Source organism: Phenylobacterium sp., from assembly GCF_046463815.1.
Lineage (GTDB): Bacteria > Pseudomonadota > Alphaproteobacteria > Caulobacterales > Caulobacteraceae > Phenylobacterium.
This window is the reverse complement of sequence record NZ_JBKBRO010000021.1, coordinates 1-13,236: the sequence shown is the minus strand read 5'-3', so window position 1 is coordinate 13,236 and position 13,236 is coordinate 1. Positions and strand designations below refer to the sequence as shown.

At 72.3% G+C, this 13,236-nt stretch carries 14 protein-coding genes; 8 read left to right on the top strand and 6 right to left on the bottom strand.

The window, feature by feature from the left end; translation table 11 throughout:
* Positions 1-475, bottom strand: a 475-nt coding sequence (locus ACK4TT_RS14320; protein ID WP_410213262.1) for a DnaJ domain-containing protein, incomplete at its 3' end; no start/stop codon positions are given.
* A gap of 133 nt (positions 476-608) precedes the next feature.
* Here ACK4TT_RS14320 and ACK4TT_RS14315 point away from each other — a divergent pair.
* Complete coding sequence (locus ACK4TT_RS14315) at positions 609-1,034, top strand: DUF805 domain-containing protein (protein ID WP_409641582.1); 426 nt, start codon at positions 609-611, stop codon at positions 1,032-1,034.
* Here the strand turns inward: ACK4TT_RS14315 and ACK4TT_RS14310 are convergent.
* Positions 1,031-1,495 (bottom strand): YcgN family cysteine cluster protein, encoded by a 465-nt coding sequence (locus ACK4TT_RS14310; protein ID WP_410213261.1) that lies wholly within the window; start codon positions 1,493-1,495, stop codon positions 1,031-1,033. The genes ACK4TT_RS14315 and ACK4TT_RS14310 overlap by 4 nt on opposite strands.
* Positions 1,496-1,576: 81 nt before the next feature.
* Between ACK4TT_RS14310 and ACK4TT_RS14305 the strand changes: the two genes are divergently transcribed.
* The 4 genes from ACK4TT_RS14305 to ACK4TT_RS14290 all read left to right on the top strand — a co-directional run bounded on the left by ACK4TT_RS14305 (position 1,577) and on the right by ACK4TT_RS14290 (position 6,352).
* Positions 1,577-3,373 (top strand): ABC-F family ATP-binding cassette domain-containing protein, encoded by a 1,797-nt coding sequence (locus ACK4TT_RS14305; RefSeq protein WP_410213260.1) that lies wholly within the window; start codon positions 1,577-1,579, stop codon positions 3,371-3,373.
* Between the two features lie 485 nt (positions 3,374-3,858).
* The gene (locus ACK4TT_RS14300) at positions 3,859-4,854 is read left to right on the top strand and encodes an ABC transporter substrate-binding protein (RefSeq protein ID WP_410213259.1); all 996 of its coding nucleotides are present in this window, start codon (positions 3,859-3,861) and stop codon (positions 4,852-4,854) included.
* Positions 4,851-5,588 (top strand): ABC transporter ATP-binding protein, encoded by a 738-nt coding sequence (locus ACK4TT_RS14295; RefSeq protein ID WP_409641594.1) that lies wholly within the window; start codon positions 4,851-4,853, stop codon positions 5,586-5,588. The genes ACK4TT_RS14300 and ACK4TT_RS14295 overlap by 4 nt, the downstream gene beginning before the upstream one ends.
* Positions 5,589-5,593: 5 nt before the next feature.
* A complete protein-coding gene (locus ACK4TT_RS14290) occupies positions 5,594-6,352 on the top strand; it encodes an ABC transporter permease (RefSeq protein WP_409641628.1) in 759 nt (252 codons plus the stop codon).
* Here the strand turns inward: ACK4TT_RS14290 and ACK4TT_RS14285 are convergent.
* From ACK4TT_RS14285 to ACK4TT_RS14275, 3 genes are all read right to left on the bottom strand, one after another.
* The gene (locus tag ACK4TT_RS14285; RefSeq protein WP_409641597.1) at positions 6,349-6,999 is read right to left on the bottom strand and encodes a hypothetical protein; all 651 of its coding nucleotides are present in this window, start codon (positions 6,997-6,999) and stop codon (positions 6,349-6,351) included. The two genes, ACK4TT_RS14290 and ACK4TT_RS14285, sit on opposite strands and share 4 nt — an antisense overlap.
* A gap of 81 nt (positions 7,000-7,080) precedes the next feature.
* A complete protein-coding gene (locus ACK4TT_RS14280) occupies positions 7,081-8,469 on the bottom strand; it encodes a hypothetical protein (RefSeq protein ID WP_410213258.1) in 1,389 nt (462 codons plus the stop codon).
* 163 nt (positions 8,470-8,632) lie between these two features.
* Positions 8,633-10,228, bottom strand: coding sequence for a peptide chain release factor 3 (locus ACK4TT_RS14275; protein WP_409641602.1), 1,596 nt, complete (start codon positions 10,226-10,228; stop codon positions 8,633-8,635).
* A gap of 228 nt (positions 10,229-10,456) precedes the next feature.
* On the opposite strand from ACK4TT_RS14275, the gene ACK4TT_RS14270 reads away from it, so the two are divergent.
* Together ACK4TT_RS14270 and ACK4TT_RS14265 are read left to right on the top strand one after the other, a co-directional pair.
* Complete coding sequence (locus tag ACK4TT_RS14270) at positions 10,457-10,639, top strand: YdcH family protein (protein ID WP_409641605.1); 183 nt, start codon at positions 10,457-10,459, stop codon at positions 10,637-10,639.
* A 127-nt stretch (positions 10,640-10,766) separates the two neighbouring features.
* On the top strand, positions 10,767-11,765 hold the full coding sequence (locus ACK4TT_RS14265; protein ID WP_410213257.1) for a TerC family protein: 999 nt from the start codon (positions 10,767-10,769) through the stop codon (positions 11,763-11,765).
* 13 nt (positions 11,766-11,778) lie between these two features.
* Here the strand turns inward: ACK4TT_RS14265 and ACK4TT_RS14260 are convergent, their stop codons facing one another.
* On the bottom strand, positions 11,779-12,111 hold the full coding sequence (locus ACK4TT_RS14260; protein WP_409641631.1) for a DUF1491 family protein: 333 nt from the start codon (positions 12,109-12,111) through the stop codon (positions 11,779-11,781).
* Between the two features lie 150 nt (positions 12,112-12,261).
* Between ACK4TT_RS14260 and ACK4TT_RS14255 the strand changes: the two genes are divergently transcribed.
* Positions 12,262-13,110: a hypothetical protein gene (locus tag ACK4TT_RS14255; protein ID WP_409641611.1), complete on the top strand. Its 849-nt coding sequence runs from the start codon at positions 12,262-12,264 to the stop codon at positions 13,108-13,110.
* Positions 13,111-13,236 lie beyond the last annotated feature (126 nt).

Here is a 13,236-nt window from a genome sequence, read left to right as displayed (position 1 = left end):
CGACGCGTTCGATGTCGCGCCGGGCGCGGACGTCCGCGCCGCGCTGGGAGAAGCCGCCGAAGCCGCCGCCCCGTCCTCCTTCGGGGCCGCCGCCGCGACCGCCCCGGCCGCCGAACATCTCGCCCAGGATGTCGCCCAGGTCGACGCCCTCGAAGGTCTCGCTGCGGAAGCCGCCCTGGCGGCCGAAGCCGCCGCCGCTCGACGATCCCCAGGGGCCTTCCGCGCCGCCGCCGAAGCCCCGGAAGGTCTCGCGGCCGTCGGCGTCGATCTGGCCGGCGTCGAACTTCTTGCGCTTGTCGGGGTCGCCCACGATGTCGAAGGCCGCGCTGACGCGCTTGAAGCGCTCCTCGGCCTCCTTGTTCCCGGGATTGGTGTCGGGATGGTTGGCCTTGGCCAGCTTGCGGAACGCCTTGCGAATCTCGTCCGCCGTCGCCGTCCGGGAGACGCCCAGCTCCTGGTAGGGGTCACGCGCCAAGCTCGATCAACTCCAACGAAAAACCATGTGCCGATTGCGACTTCTAGATTGGGCGCACGGCGCCGTCACGCAAGGCTCAATGTGGCAATTTTGCCACACCCCATTTCCGCCATCGTCGCGCTAGGGACAGCATATGGCCGACAAGTTCGACTTGAAGACCCTGTTCTCGTTCCGCGGGCGCGCGGGCCGCCGCGAATTCTGGCGCCTGATGCTGGCCCTGATCGCCCTGAGCTTCGGGCTTTCGCTGCTGGGCGCCGTCCCGGGCGGCCAGATCATCGGCATACCGTTCAGCCTCGCCGGCAACATCGCCCAGTGGGCCGTGGTGGCGCGCCGCCTGCACGACCTGGGCCGCTCGGGCTGGTGGCAGGTCCCGGCCATGGCCCTGGGCGCCGCCGCGCTCGTCCGGGCCGTCCAGCTCGGCCCCGCCGCCGTCGAGGCCAACCCGGGGCTGGCCGGGGCGCTGCTGGGCGCCATGCTCCTGTCGATGGCCTTCCTGGTGGTCATCGGCGCCGTCCGCGGCGACGCGGGCCCCAACCGCTTCGGGCAGCCGCCAGGTTAGTCGTCGCCGCGCTCGATCACGAGGTCCCAGGCGGCGAAGTCGAGGGCGTCCTCGGGATCGGCGAGCGCCTCCTCGCTGACCGTCTGGCCGCGCACCGAGATGCCGGCCCGGTGCACGCTCCCGGGATCGCCCGAGATCAGGGGGTGCCAGTCGGCCAGGTCGCGGCCCTCGTGCAGGCGGCGGTAGGCGCAGCTCCTGGGCATCCACTCCAGCGCCTCGATGTTGTGCGGCGTGAGCTTGATGCAGTCGGGCACGTACTGCTTGCGGTTCGGGTAGTCCTTGCAGCGGCAGACGTCGGCGTCGAACAGCTTGCAGTGGACGCGGGTGGGAATGACCTCGCCGGTCTCCTCGTCCTCGAAGCGCACCAGGCAGCACAGGCCGCAGCCGTCGCACAGGCTCTCCCACTCGGCGACGGTCATCTGCTCGAGGGTCTTCCGGCGCCAGAACGGTTCACGCGACATGGCGCGGATTTAGGCCCAACGGGGCCCGAGCCCAAGAGCGACCTTTCAGCCCGGCCCGCCAACCGCTATCTCACCCCGCCCATGAGAGCCCCCGCCCCCATCCTCGCGCTGAAGGACGTCCGCCTGGCCGACGGCCCGCGCATGCTGTTCGACGGGGTGGACCTGGGGCTGGAGCCGCGCGTGCGGGCCTGCCTGGTCGGGCGCAACGGGGCGGGCAAGTCCACCCTGCTGCGCATCCTGGCCGGCCAGATGGAGGCCGACGCGGGCGAGCGCGTCATCAGCCCCGGCGTGCGGGTCTCGATGGTGCCCCAGGAACCGGAGATCACCGGCGCGACCCTGCTGGACTACGCCACCGCGGGCGGGGCGCCGGCCCACCGGGCCGAGGCCGAGCTGATGACCTTCGGACTCGACCCCGCCAAGGCCGCGCAAGGGCTGTCCGGCGGCGAGACCCGGCGCGCGGCGCTGGCCCGGGCCTTCGCCGAGGACCCCGACGTCCTGCTGCTCGACGAGCCCACCAACCACCTCGACATCCTGGCCATCGAGACCCTGGAGGCCGAGATCGGCGCCTGCCGGGCCGCCGCCCTGATCGTCAGCCACGACCGGGCGTTCCTGGAGCGGGTGACCCAGCGCTGCTTCTGGCTGGAGCACCGGCAGGTGCGCCGCCTGGACCGGGGCTTCGCCGAGTTCGACGGCTGGGTCGAGAAGATCGAGGCCCAGGAGGCCGAGGAGGCCCGCCGGCTCGACAAGGCCATCGAGCGCGAGCAGCACTGGCTGGCCCGGGGCGTCACCGCCCGCCGCGCGCGCAACGAGGGCCGCCGCCGCCGGCTGATCGCCATGCGCGAGGCCAAGTCCGAACGCCTGAAGGAGGCGCGCGGCGCCCTGAACATGGGGCTCGCCAGCTCGGGCGTCTCGGGCCAGCGGGTGGTGGAGGCCAAGGGGCTGTCCAAGGCGTTCGGCGACCGCGTGATCCTGAAGGGCTTCTCCACCCGCATCCTGCGCGGCGACCGGGTGGCCGTCGTGGGCCCCAACGGGGCGGGCAAGACCACGCTGGTGAAGCTGCTGCTGGGCGAAATCCCCGCCGACGCGGGCGAGGTGAAGCTCGGGACCAACCTGACGGTCCGCTACATCGACCAGGCCCGGGGCGCGCTGAAGGAGGACATGACCGTCCGCGACGTGCTCACCCCCCAGGGCGGCGACCAGGTGATGGTGCGCGGGGTCCCCAAGCACGTGAACGCCTACGCCAAGGACTTCCTGTTCACGGACCTGCAACTCCGCCAGCCGGTGCGGACCCTGTCGGGCGGGGAGCGCAACCGCCTGCTGCTGGCCCGGGCGCTCGCCGACCCGGCCAACGTCATGGTGCTGGACGAGCCCACCAACGACCTCGACATGGACACCCTCGACCTGCTGGAGGACCTGCTGGCCGACTACGAGGGCACGCTGATCCTGGTCAGCCACGACCGTGACTTCATCGACCGGCTGGCCACCTCGACCATCGGCCTGGACGGGACGGGCCGCGTCGTCGAGACGCCCGGCGGCTGGCAGGACTTCATGAGCCAGAACCCCGGCTTCTTCGGACGGGCGGAGACGCCGGCCGCCCCGGCTCCGAAGGCCGCGCCCAGGCCGACCCAGGCGCCGGCCAAGCTGTCGTACAAGGAACAGCGCCGGCTGGCCGAGCTGGACGCCCTGATCCACGACTTGCCCGGCAAGATCGCCACGCTGGAGAAGGCCCTGGCCGACCCCGGGCTCTATGCGCGCGACCCCGCGGGGTTCGACCGCTTCAGCCGGGCGCTGGAGGCGGCCCAGGCGCAGCTCGCCGCGGCCGAGGAGGAGTGGCTGGCCCTGGAGGAGCGGCGCGAGGCGCTGGAAGCCGGACGCTGAGGCGCCACGCCGCTTTCCTGTGGATAACCGGATATCATTGATATCTTTTAGAGTTCGCCCGGCTGTCCAACAGTTGCGAACAGTCCGTCCACAGCCTTTTGAAGGCTGGCCCACATCAGGGCGATTTCGGGCGCTTGCCTCATAGCGGGTTCGGGCGCACCGTCAAGTCGCCGAGAGGAACTGCGGCGCGGGCGGACCGGGAAACCGGAAAGCCAAGCGGGCGGGGTGTCCGGCGGACCTTCGGAACCGGGGCGACCCGGAACCTAGGCTCCGGTGAGACATCGACTGGAAGGGAAAACCGCGGGGCGACCCGTAACCGAACTTCCAGCCGGCCTTGAGGCGCAGATCCCCCAACGGATCTGGATGAGAGGGCGACGCCCCGGGAAACCGGAGCGCCGCCCTCTTGCTATCGGCCATCGGCTATTGGCGCCTTCCAACCGTCGCCACAGCGCCCTAGGTTCGCCCCGTCGAGCCCAGGAGCCCCCATGAAAGCCTTGCGTTCCGTCGTCTTCGCGATCGCCGCCCTGCTGGCGGCGTGCTCGCCGGGCCAGAAGGAGGACGCGGCGCCCGCCGCCGGGCAACGCACGGTCATCCGCTTCGCAACCGACTGGCGGGCCCAGGCCGAGCACGGCGGCTTCTACCAGGCGCTGGCGTCCGGCGAATACGAACGCCGCGGCCTCGACGTGAAGATCGTCCAGGGCGGGCCCGGCGTGAACGTGCCGCAGTTGCTGGCCGCCGGCGCCGTGGACCTGGGCATGGGCTCCAACAGCTTCATCGTCATGAACCTCGCCCAGGAGGGCGTGCCGGTGAAGGCGGTGGCCGCCTTCATGCAGAAGGACCCGCAGGTGCTGATCGCCCACCCCGACCAGGGGATCGAGACCATCGCCGACCTGAAGGGCCATCCCATCCTGCTGTCCGACGCCTCGGTCTCGGCCTTCTGGGTGTGGCTGAAGGCCAAGTACGGCTTCACCGACGACCAGGTGCGCAAGTACGGCTTCAACCCCGCGCCTTTCATCGCCGACAAGCGCGCGGCCCAGCAGGGCTATGTGACCTCCGAGCCCTACACCATCGAGAAGCAGGCCGGCTTCAAGCCCAAGGTCTTCCTGCTGGCCGACGAGGGGTTCCCCGGCTACGCCACCATGGTGCTGGCGCCGGACAGCCTGATCGCCGCGAATCCCGCCGCCGTGCGGGCCTTCGTCGAGGCCAGCGCCAAGGGCTGGCGCGACTACCTCTACGGCGACCCCGCCGCCGCCGACGCCCTGATCCGCAAGGACAATCCCGAGATGACCCAGGACGTCCTCGACCAGGCCCGCGAAAAGATGAAGGCCTACCGGATCGTCGAGGGCGACGAGGGCCTGGCCGTGGGCGCCATGACCGACGCCCGTTGGGCGACCTTCGCCGACGTGGCCAAGGCGCAAGGGGTCTACCCCGCCACGCTCGATCCCAAGCGCGCCTACACCCTGCAGTTCGTCCCCAAGTGACCGTCGCGGGACTGCGCAACGTCGAGGTCGACTACGCGCGGGGGCGCGCGCTGGGGCCCGTCGACCTGGCGGTGGGCGCGGGCGAGATCGTGGCGCTGGTGGGGCCGTCGGGCTGCGGCAAGTCGACGGCGCTGCGCCTGCTGGCCGGGCTGGAGGCGCCGAGCCGGGGCGAGGTGGTCCGCACGCCGGGCCGCGGCGAGACGGCGGTGGTCTTCCAGGCCCCGACCCTGGCCCCCTGGCTCTCGGCACGGGCCAACGCCGCCCTGCCGCTGGAGCTGGCCGGCGTCCCGGCGGCGGAGGCGCGGCGGCGCGCCGACCAGGCGCTGGCGCGGGTGGGCCTTTCGGGCGCCGAGGCCGCGCGGCCGGCGCAGCTTTCCGGCGGGATGGCGATGCGGGTGTCGCTGGCCCGCGCCCTCACGACCGACCCCAAGCTGCTGCTGCTGGACGAGCCTTTCGCGGCCCTGGACGAGATCACCCGCCGGGCGCTGGCCGACGACGTGCTGGCGCTGTGGGCGGCGACGAAGCCGGCCATCGTCTTTGTGACCCACAACGTCGAGGAGGCGGTCTACATGGCCGCCCGCGTGGTGGTGATGAGCCGCGGCCCCGGCCGCGTGGCCGGCGTCTTCCCGGTGGAGGGCCCCCTGCCCCGGCCGCCGGGTTTCCGCACCGACGCGCGCTTCCGGCGCACGGTGGAGCAGGTCTCGGCCGCCCTCGCCGAGGGGATCGCCGCGTGAGGCGCCTGCTCGACCTCGCAGCCCCGCTGGCGCTGACCCTGCTGCTGCTGGCGGGGTGGGAGATCGCGTGCCGCGCCATGGCCGTGCCGGCCTATTTCCTGCCCCCGCCCAGCGCCGTGGCCGTCGCGCTGGCCCGGAATCTGCCCGCGCTGGCCGACGCGGCCTGGCGCACGCTGTCGGTGGCCCTGATCGCCCTCGTCGTGGCGAGCCTCATCGCCCAGGCGCTGGCCGTCCTCACGGCGCTGAGCCCCCTGCTGGATCGCGCCATCCGGCCCCTGGCCTCGGTGGTGCAGGTGACGCCTGTGGTGGCTCTAGCGCCCTTGGTGCTGATCTGGGCGGGGCTGGACCATCCCGAGCGGGCGCTGGTGGCCCTGGCGGTGGTGGTGGCCTTCTTCCCGATCTTCTCGGGCGCGACGGCGGGCCTGCGCGCCGCCGACCCGGACCTGGAGCGGCTGTTCGAGCTCTATGGCGCGAGCCGCTGGCGGAAGGTGACGCGCCTGCGCCTGCCCTCGGCGGTCCCGTTCCTGCTGGAAGGCCACAAGGTGGGCGCGGGCCTGTCGCTGATCGGGGCTGTGGTGGCCGAGTTCGGCGCCGGCTCGGGCGGCGTGCGGGGCCTGGCCTGGCAGATCCTCGACGCCGGCAACAAGCTGCAGACCGCCCGCATGATCGCCGCCCTGGTGGTGCTGGGCGCCATGGGCGTGGCGCTGCACGCCCTGCTCGAAGCCGCCCAGCGCGCCGGCCTGCGCTGGTGGCGGGGCCGCTAGCGCGCGGCCTGATCCACCGGCTTCATGTCGTAGCGCACCGGCACCCGCACCTTGCCGCCGACGACCGGCAGGCCCTCGGCGCTCCAGGGTTCGACCCGGAACTTCGGCGCCAGGGCGAGCACGGCCTCGCCGAAGCCCTGGCCCGCCGGTTCCTCGCGGTCCACCACGCAGCCCGACAGCACGCCGCCCGCCTGGACGTCGCAGACGAGCGTCACCCGGACGTCGTTGGGGCCGCCCTCCTGCTTGGGCACGGTGGCCTGGAAGTCGGCCGCCGTCGGCGTCGCGGCCCACACGGGCGTTGTGGCTCGGAAGCCGGGGTTCAGCACCTCGGGCGCGAACCGCACGGGCACGATCACCTCCGCGCCGCGCGCGGCGCCGGACACCCTCATTCCGCGCACCAGCTTCAGCGCCGCGATCCCGAAGCCATAGCCGCCGGGCTCCTCGCTCAGGCGAAGGCAGCGGAGGAGCGCGCCCTCCCCACCCGCGGTGCAGCTCACCGTGGCCAGGCCGCCCACGCCCTCGGCCCGGGCCTTGGCGGGGTAGGCGGCCGCGACCTCGGCCACGGCGGGCGCCTGGACGAACGTGGGCGCGGCGTGGGCGGCGCCCGACGCCAGAGCGGCCGCAGCGATCAGCAGATGGCGAAGCATGGTTGTCCTCCGAACCGGGAGCATGGCGCCGCAACCGGAGCGTGAGAAGTCCCCGGCGCGGCGAACCCGACGCGGACGCGGTCAGCCGGCGGGGCGCGAGGCGAGACCCTGGCCGCCGACGCGGACCAGCGCCTCGGACGCCAGCACGCTCAGCGAGCGCAGGCCGTGTTCGCCGAAGACGTCGAGGGCCGCGTCCAGGGCCAGTACGGCGGCGGCGCGCTGGCCCCGGTCCTTGCCGGTGAGGTCCATGCGGGATTCGTAGAGGCGGGCCAGATGGAGCTGGGCGATGGCCCAGCCGACCGGATCGCGCCCGGGCGAGAGCGCCGCGAGTTCCATCTTCATGGCCGCCTCGGCGGCGTCCAGGACGGCGAGGTCGCCGGTGAGTTCGGCCGAGCGGGCGAGGCACACGGCCCGCGCGCTGGCCGCCACGCCCCGCAGCGGCAGCGTCGGGGTCTCCCTCAGCACGAGATTGGCCCGGTCGTAGCAGCGCACGGCCTGTTCGAAGGCCCGCTCGTCGCAGGCCGCCTCGCCCAGGCTCTGCAGCGTCTGGGCCAGGATGACCTGGGCGCGGGCCCAGTCGAGGGGACTGTGGTCGCGGGTCAGGTGATCCAGCGCCTCGGCCAGCCGGGCGGCGCCGTCCGCGATGGCCTGAACGTCTCCCGTCGCCTCGCCCAGCAGGCCAAGCGCCTGCCCGCGCGCCACGTCGGCGCGGGCCCAGGTGAGCGGTTCGTAGGCCGGGTCTAGGCGTTCGCCCGCGCGGCGGGCCTCGTCCGCGGCGTCGCGCAGCAGGCCTTCGTCCTTCAGCCGGGCGCCCCAGGCGCACATCAGGTCGGCGCGGATCAGGCGCGCCTCGGCGGCCAGCGCGCGGGCCTCAGTGGTGCGGCGGGCGAGCGCGTCGAGCGCCACGATCGGCGCCTGGAACGCCTGGAGCAGGGCGCGCGCCTCGGGCTCCCCGTCCCTGTTCAGCCGGCGGCGCGCGGCCACCACGGCGAGCCCCACGTCGGCGAGCGCCAGGGCGATCCCGCCCCGGACCGCCCGGCGGGCGTCACGGAAGGCCGCCTCCGCGGCGGCGTCGAGCCCCGGTTCGCCGAACAGCTCCGCTCCCAGGAGCGCGCAGAAGCCCTGCTCGCAGCGGGCGCGGGCCCAGAGTTCCGTCCGGCGCTCGGCGTCGAAGCCGGCAGCGGCGGTCTCGGCGATGGCGGCGGCCTTGCGCAGCGCCACGGCGTCGCCGGTGCGGCGGGCAAGTTCGCGCCAGGTCATCGCGGCTTCGAGCCGGCGGCGCGGCTTGTCCTTGGCGCCGACCCGGCCGGCCGCCACGTCGGCGAACCGGGCCTCGTCGGCCAGGAGTTTCACATCGAGCAGTTCGAGGAGGGCGACGTCGCCGCGGGTCAGGCCTTCCCGGTCCAAGCCATGGGGGGGCTTCGGACGATCGGCGAACAGGCGCCTGAGTTCGCGTCCCAGCTCGAACATCGTCCCGCTCCGACGCCAGGGCCGTCCCACCGCGGGACGGGCCGCCTGGACCCTGAACGGGACCAGCAAAGCCGGAGCCGGCCGCGTTTACAATCCCTTAACTTCTTCGGCATGGTTAACGGCGCGCGGCCGTCCACAGCCGAAACCGGCGCCGCTCGGGCGGTCAGGTGCGCTCCTTGCTCCGCTCGAACCGCACCTTCGGGAAGCGTTCGGAGACGTAGCCGATCTCCCAGGCAGACTTGGCGAGGAAGACGGGCTGATCGTCGATGTCCACGGCCATGGCGGTGCGGTGCTTGCCCGCGAAGTCGTCCAGGTCGGCGCGCTCGCCGGCCAGCCAGCGGGCCTCGGCGTAGGGGCTGGGCTCGAAGATCACCTCGAGCTGGTACTCGTTGGCCAGGCGGTCGGCCATGACCTCGAACTGGAGCTGGCCCACCGCGCCCACGATGAAGTCGGCCCCCAGCGTCGGGCGGAAGAGCTGGGTGACGCCCTCCTCGGCCAGGCTCTCCAGGGCCTTCTTCAGGTGCTTGGCCTTCAGCGGGTCCTTCACGCGCACCCGCTGAAGGATTTCCGGGGCGAAGTTCGGCAGGCCCTGGAAGCGCAGGGTCCCGGTTTCGGACAGGCTGTCGCCCACCCGCAGCACGCCGTGGTTGGGGATGCCGATCACGTCGCCGGCGAAGGCGTCCTCCGCCAGCTCGCGGTCCGAGGCGAAGAACATGGTCGGCGCGTTCACCGAGATCTGCTTGCCGGTGTTCTGCACCTTCAGCTTCATGCCGCGCTGGAAGCGGCCCGAACACAGTTTCAGGAAGGCGATGCGGTCGCGGTGGTTGGGGTCCATGTTCGCCTGGACCTTGAAGACGAAGCCCGAGACCTCCTTGTCGCCCGGCTCCACCGTCGCCTGCGCGCCGCCCCGGGTGGCGGCCACGGCCTTGGGCGGCGGGGCGTAGGCGCCGATCGCCGCCAGGAGCTCGTCGACCCCGAAATGCCTGAGCGCCGATCCGAAGATCACCGGCGTCATGTGGCCCTCCAGGAAGGCCTGACGGTCGAAGGGCTTGGAGGCCTCCTGCACCAGCATGGCCCCCTCCTCCACCTCGGCCCGTTCGGCCTCGTCCAGGAAGGCGGCGAGCGAATCGCCGCCCATGGGCACCGGATCGGGGTGGCCGTCCTGCTGCTCGCTGGGCCTGGAGAAGGGGATGAACCGCTGGCCGGCCAGGTCCACCATCCCCTTGAAGCGACCGCCGGAGCCCGCGGGCCAGTAGAGCGGCGCCGGATCGAGCGCGAGCTTCGAGGCGATCTCGTCCAGCAGCTCGAACGGGTCCTGGGCCTCGCGGTCCATCTTGTTGATGAAGGTGACGATGGGGATGTCGCGCAGGCGGCAGACCTCGAACAGCTTCAGCGTCTGCGGCTCGATGCCCTTGGCGGCGTCCAGCACCATGACCGCGGCGTCGGCGGCGGTCAGCGTGCGGTAGGTGTCTTCCGAGAAGTCCTCGTGGCCCGGGGTGTCCAGCAGGTTGAACATCAGGCCGGCGTGGTCGAACGTCATCACCGAGGCCGAGACGGAGATGCCCCGTTCGCGCTCGATCTTCATCCAGTCCGACCGGGTCCGCCGGTTCTCGCCCCGCGCGCGGACCGCGCCGGCCGCCCGGATGGCCCCGCCCGACAACAGCAGGTGTTCGGTCAGCGTGGTCTTGCCGGCGTCGGGGTGGGAGATGATCGCGAAGGTGCGTCGGCGCGCCGCCTCGGCGGCAGGGGAAGTGCTCATGGGGCGGCGCTTATAGCGGCGGCCCGCCGGCTTTGCAGAAAAATCGGCGCCGGGGGTCTTGAAAGCCTCGCGCGCCACGCCAAAATCCCTGTTGCGGGCCGGGCCCCTCTGGCGATCGCTGAATGCGATCGTGATGTCGGACCGCATCGGGTGTGCTCGATGCCAGGGTCCGGTTGCTCCGCCTCCCCGACCCCAGGCGTCGAGCCGCCCCTCTGAAGAGGAGGCTGCATGCGACACGTACTCATCTACCGCCTGCGCAACGCCAAGCGCGAGGTCGAACGGCTGCTGCGCGACGAACTTCGTCGACCGGAGCCCGACGGCCTTCGGATTAGCGCGCTGAAGCGTCGGAAGCTCGCCCTCAAGGACGAGCTCTTCCACCTCGAAAGCGGACTCGTCCCCGTCCGCATCTGATCCGACCCCAAGCCCAGACTCCGGGGCGGCGCCGGCATCCTGAGCGCGACTTCTCCGCAAGACCGATCCCCACCTTTGCGGATCGCGCTCCGGCCCCGCCGCCCCGGCCCTTTTCCCGGAGGCCTGAATGGACTGGCTGACGCTGAGCGCGTTGGGCAAGCCCGTGTGGATGTGGGCCGCCTTCCTGACGGTGGTGGTCTCGCTCCTCGCCCTCGACCTCGGCGTCCTCCACCGCAAGCAGAAGGAGATCGGGGCCCGCGAGAGCCTGCTGCTCTCGGGCGGCTACATGGCCGTGGGCCTGGGCTTCGGCGCCTGGGTGTGGACCGAACTCGGCCGTCAGGCCGGCCTGGAGTACGTCACCGGCTTCCTGGTCGAGAAGAGCCTGGCGATGGACAACGTCTTCGTCATCGCCACGATCTTCGCCGCCTTCGCCGTGCCCCGCGCCTATCAGCACCGGGTGCTGTTCTGGGGCATCCTGGGCGTCATCGTGCTCCGGGCGATCATGATCGGGGTAGGCGCGGCCCTGGTCGCCGAGTTCGAATGGATCCTGTTCGCCTTCGCGGCCTTCCTGGTGATCGCCGGGCTGAAGATGCTGCGGGGCGGGGAGGCGGCCGCCGATCCGAAGGACAATCCGGTCTACCGCTGGCTGGCCAGGCGCCTGCGCCTGACCGACGGATTCGAGGGCTCGCGGTTCTTCGTCCGGCGGGTTCCGGCGGGCGGTTCGCGGACCGTTCTGTACGCCACGCCCCTTTTCCTGGCGCTGGTGATGATCGAGCTGGCGGACGTGGTCTTCGCGGTGGATTCGGTCCCGGCGATCTTCGCCATCACCACGGACCCGTACATCGTCTACACGTCCAACATCTTCGCCATCCTGGGCCTCAGGGCGCTCTACTTCGCCCTGGCGGCGGTGACGGCGCGCTTCGCCTACCTCAAGCACGCCCTGGCGATCCTGCTGATCTTCATCGGCGGCAAGGTGTTCGTGGCCGAGGCGGCGGGATGGGAGAAGTTCCCGGCCCCGGTCTCGCTGGCCATCACGGCGGCGATCCTGGCCGGCGGGATCGTCTATTCCCTTTGGCGGACGGAGCGGAGCCCGCCCGCCCCGGCGAACCAAGGGCCGGCGGCCTGATCCCTTCGGGCCATCAGCCCCGCTCCACCGGCTCCACCAGGAAGTGGCGGCCCTCGCGGTCCTCGATCTCCACCACCCAGATGTCGGGGTCGATGCGGGCGGCGCGCTCGATGTAGCGGTCGAGGTCGGGCTCCTGCTCTGACGCGGCCGGCTGCATCCAGACCCGTTCGCCGTCGCCGCGCGTGGCCTCGGAATAGAGCCGGGCCGTGCCGTCCGAACGGTTCAGCACCTTGACCAGCACCGCGCCCGCGCGGGGATCGCCCTTGCGGACCACCACGGCGAAGGCGCCGCCGATTTCGGCGCGGCGGATGAGGGCGCCGACCCAGATGTCGGTGGAGAGCAGCATGGTCGCGACCATGCCCCGCGCGCTAACCGAAACTCAACTCCCGCCCGGTACAGCTCCCGACAAAGGCCCGGAAAAGGGCCGAGATACGAAGGTCGGTGGATGACGGACACGCGCAGAACCGCGCGGCCGGCGTCTCGATGGATGGGTTTGATGGGAGCGGCCCTGGCGGCCGCGCCAAGCGCCGCGAACGCCGGCGCCGTCGATCTCTTCGTCGAGCGGACCGTGCTGCATGCGGCGGACCAACGCTGCGGCCTTCTGGCGCCCGAGACGAGCGCCGCCCTGGCCGCCGGCGCGGCCCAGGCCCGGGGCGCGGCCCTCAAGCAAGGCCTCTCCGAACGGGCCGCCCGGTCCCTGGAGCAGCGCGCCCGCGTCCGCGCCGGCGAGCTGTCCTGCGCCGCGCCCGAGCTGGTCCAGTCGGCCCGGAGGGTCGAGGAGTCCTTCAAGGGCTACGCGCGGATCATCCGCATGACCTATCCCGGCGACCAGGCCGCCTGGCGCGCCGACCGCACCCTGGCCCGCGAGGCCCGCTGGCGCCTCTCGCAGGAGAGCCGCTTCGGACGCGACCGGATGATCTTCGGCCTGGCCGGCCGCCAGGCGCCGGGCGCGCTGATGGCCGTGGGCCTGTTCGCCGACGGGGCCCAGCCCTATGGCGCGCGGCTGGTGATGCGCGACACGAGCCGCACCCTGGGCCCCTACCTGCCCCAGAAGGGCGAGGCCGCCGGCGCGGGCCTGGCGGGCCGGATGCCCCAGGGCGCGGCGCTCAAGGCCTATATCGCCGAGGCGCGCAGTCCCGCCGGCGCCGACCTCCTGCCCAAGGACGAACGGGAGGGCTGGGCGATCCGGTTCCCCGGCGACGCGGTGCGCGCGCTCTCCGAACTCGACCCCCGCGAGGCGGTGGCGGTGCAATTCCTGTTCCCCGGCGACCGGGTGCGCACGGCCTATGTGGAGGTGGGCGACTTCGCCGCCGGCCGCGCCTTCGTCCAGATGGCGGCCCGCTAGGGCGCCCTAGGGTCTGGACCCATAAGCGGGATTCCGGACTTGGCCGAACAGTGCTTCAAGCTCTCAGAGGAGAGCGGGAATGACGGAATTCTGGCTGAGCGACGAGCAGTTCTCGCGGCTGAAGCC

What these genes read in the sequence shown, in the direction of transcription:
- ACK4TT_RS14280 (WP_410213258.1), bottom strand. Translation starts at nt 8,469, where the DNA reads ATGTTCGAGCTGGGACGCGAACTCAGGCGCCTGTTCGCCGATCGTCCG.
- ACK4TT_RS14270 (WP_409641605.1), top strand. Translation starts at nt 10,457, where the DNA reads ATGCGACACGTACTCATCTACCGCCTGCGCAACGCCAAGCGCGAGGTC.
- ACK4TT_RS14260 (WP_409641631.1), bottom strand. Translation starts at nt 12,111, where the DNA reads ATGCTGCTCTCCACCGACATCTGGGTCGGCGCCCTCATCCGCCGCGCC.
- ACK4TT_RS14255 (WP_409641611.1), top strand. Translation starts at nt 12,262, where the DNA reads ATGGGAGCGGCCCTGGCGGCCGCGCCAAGCGCCGCGAACGCCGGCGCC.
- ACK4TT_RS14300 (WP_410213259.1), top strand. Translation starts at nt 3,859, where the DNA reads ATGAAAGCCTTGCGTTCCGTCGTCTTCGCGATCGCCGCCCTGCTGGCG.
- ACK4TT_RS14285 (WP_409641597.1), bottom strand. Translation starts at nt 6,999, where the DNA reads ATGCTTCGCCATCTGCTGATCGCTGCGGCCGCTCTGGCGTCGGGCGCC.
- ACK4TT_RS14315 (WP_409641582.1), top strand. Translation starts at nt 609, where the DNA reads ATGGCCGACAAGTTCGACTTGAAGACCCTGTTCTCGTTCCGCGGGCGC.
- ACK4TT_RS14265 (WP_410213257.1), top strand. Translation starts at nt 10,767, where the DNA reads ATGGACTGGCTGACGCTGAGCGCGTTGGGCAAGCCCGTGTGGATGTGG.
- ACK4TT_RS14310 (WP_410213261.1), bottom strand. Translation starts at nt 1,495, where the DNA reads ATGTCGCGTGAACCGTTCTGGCGCCGGAAGACCCTCGAGCAGATGACC.
- ACK4TT_RS14275 (WP_409641602.1), bottom strand. Translation starts at nt 10,228, where the DNA reads ATGAGCACTTCCCCTGCCGCCGAGGCGGCGCGCCGACGCACCTTCGCG.
- ACK4TT_RS14305 (WP_410213260.1), top strand. Translation starts at nt 1,577, where the DNA reads ATGAGAGCCCCCGCCCCCATCCTCGCGCTGAAGGACGTCCGCCTGGCC.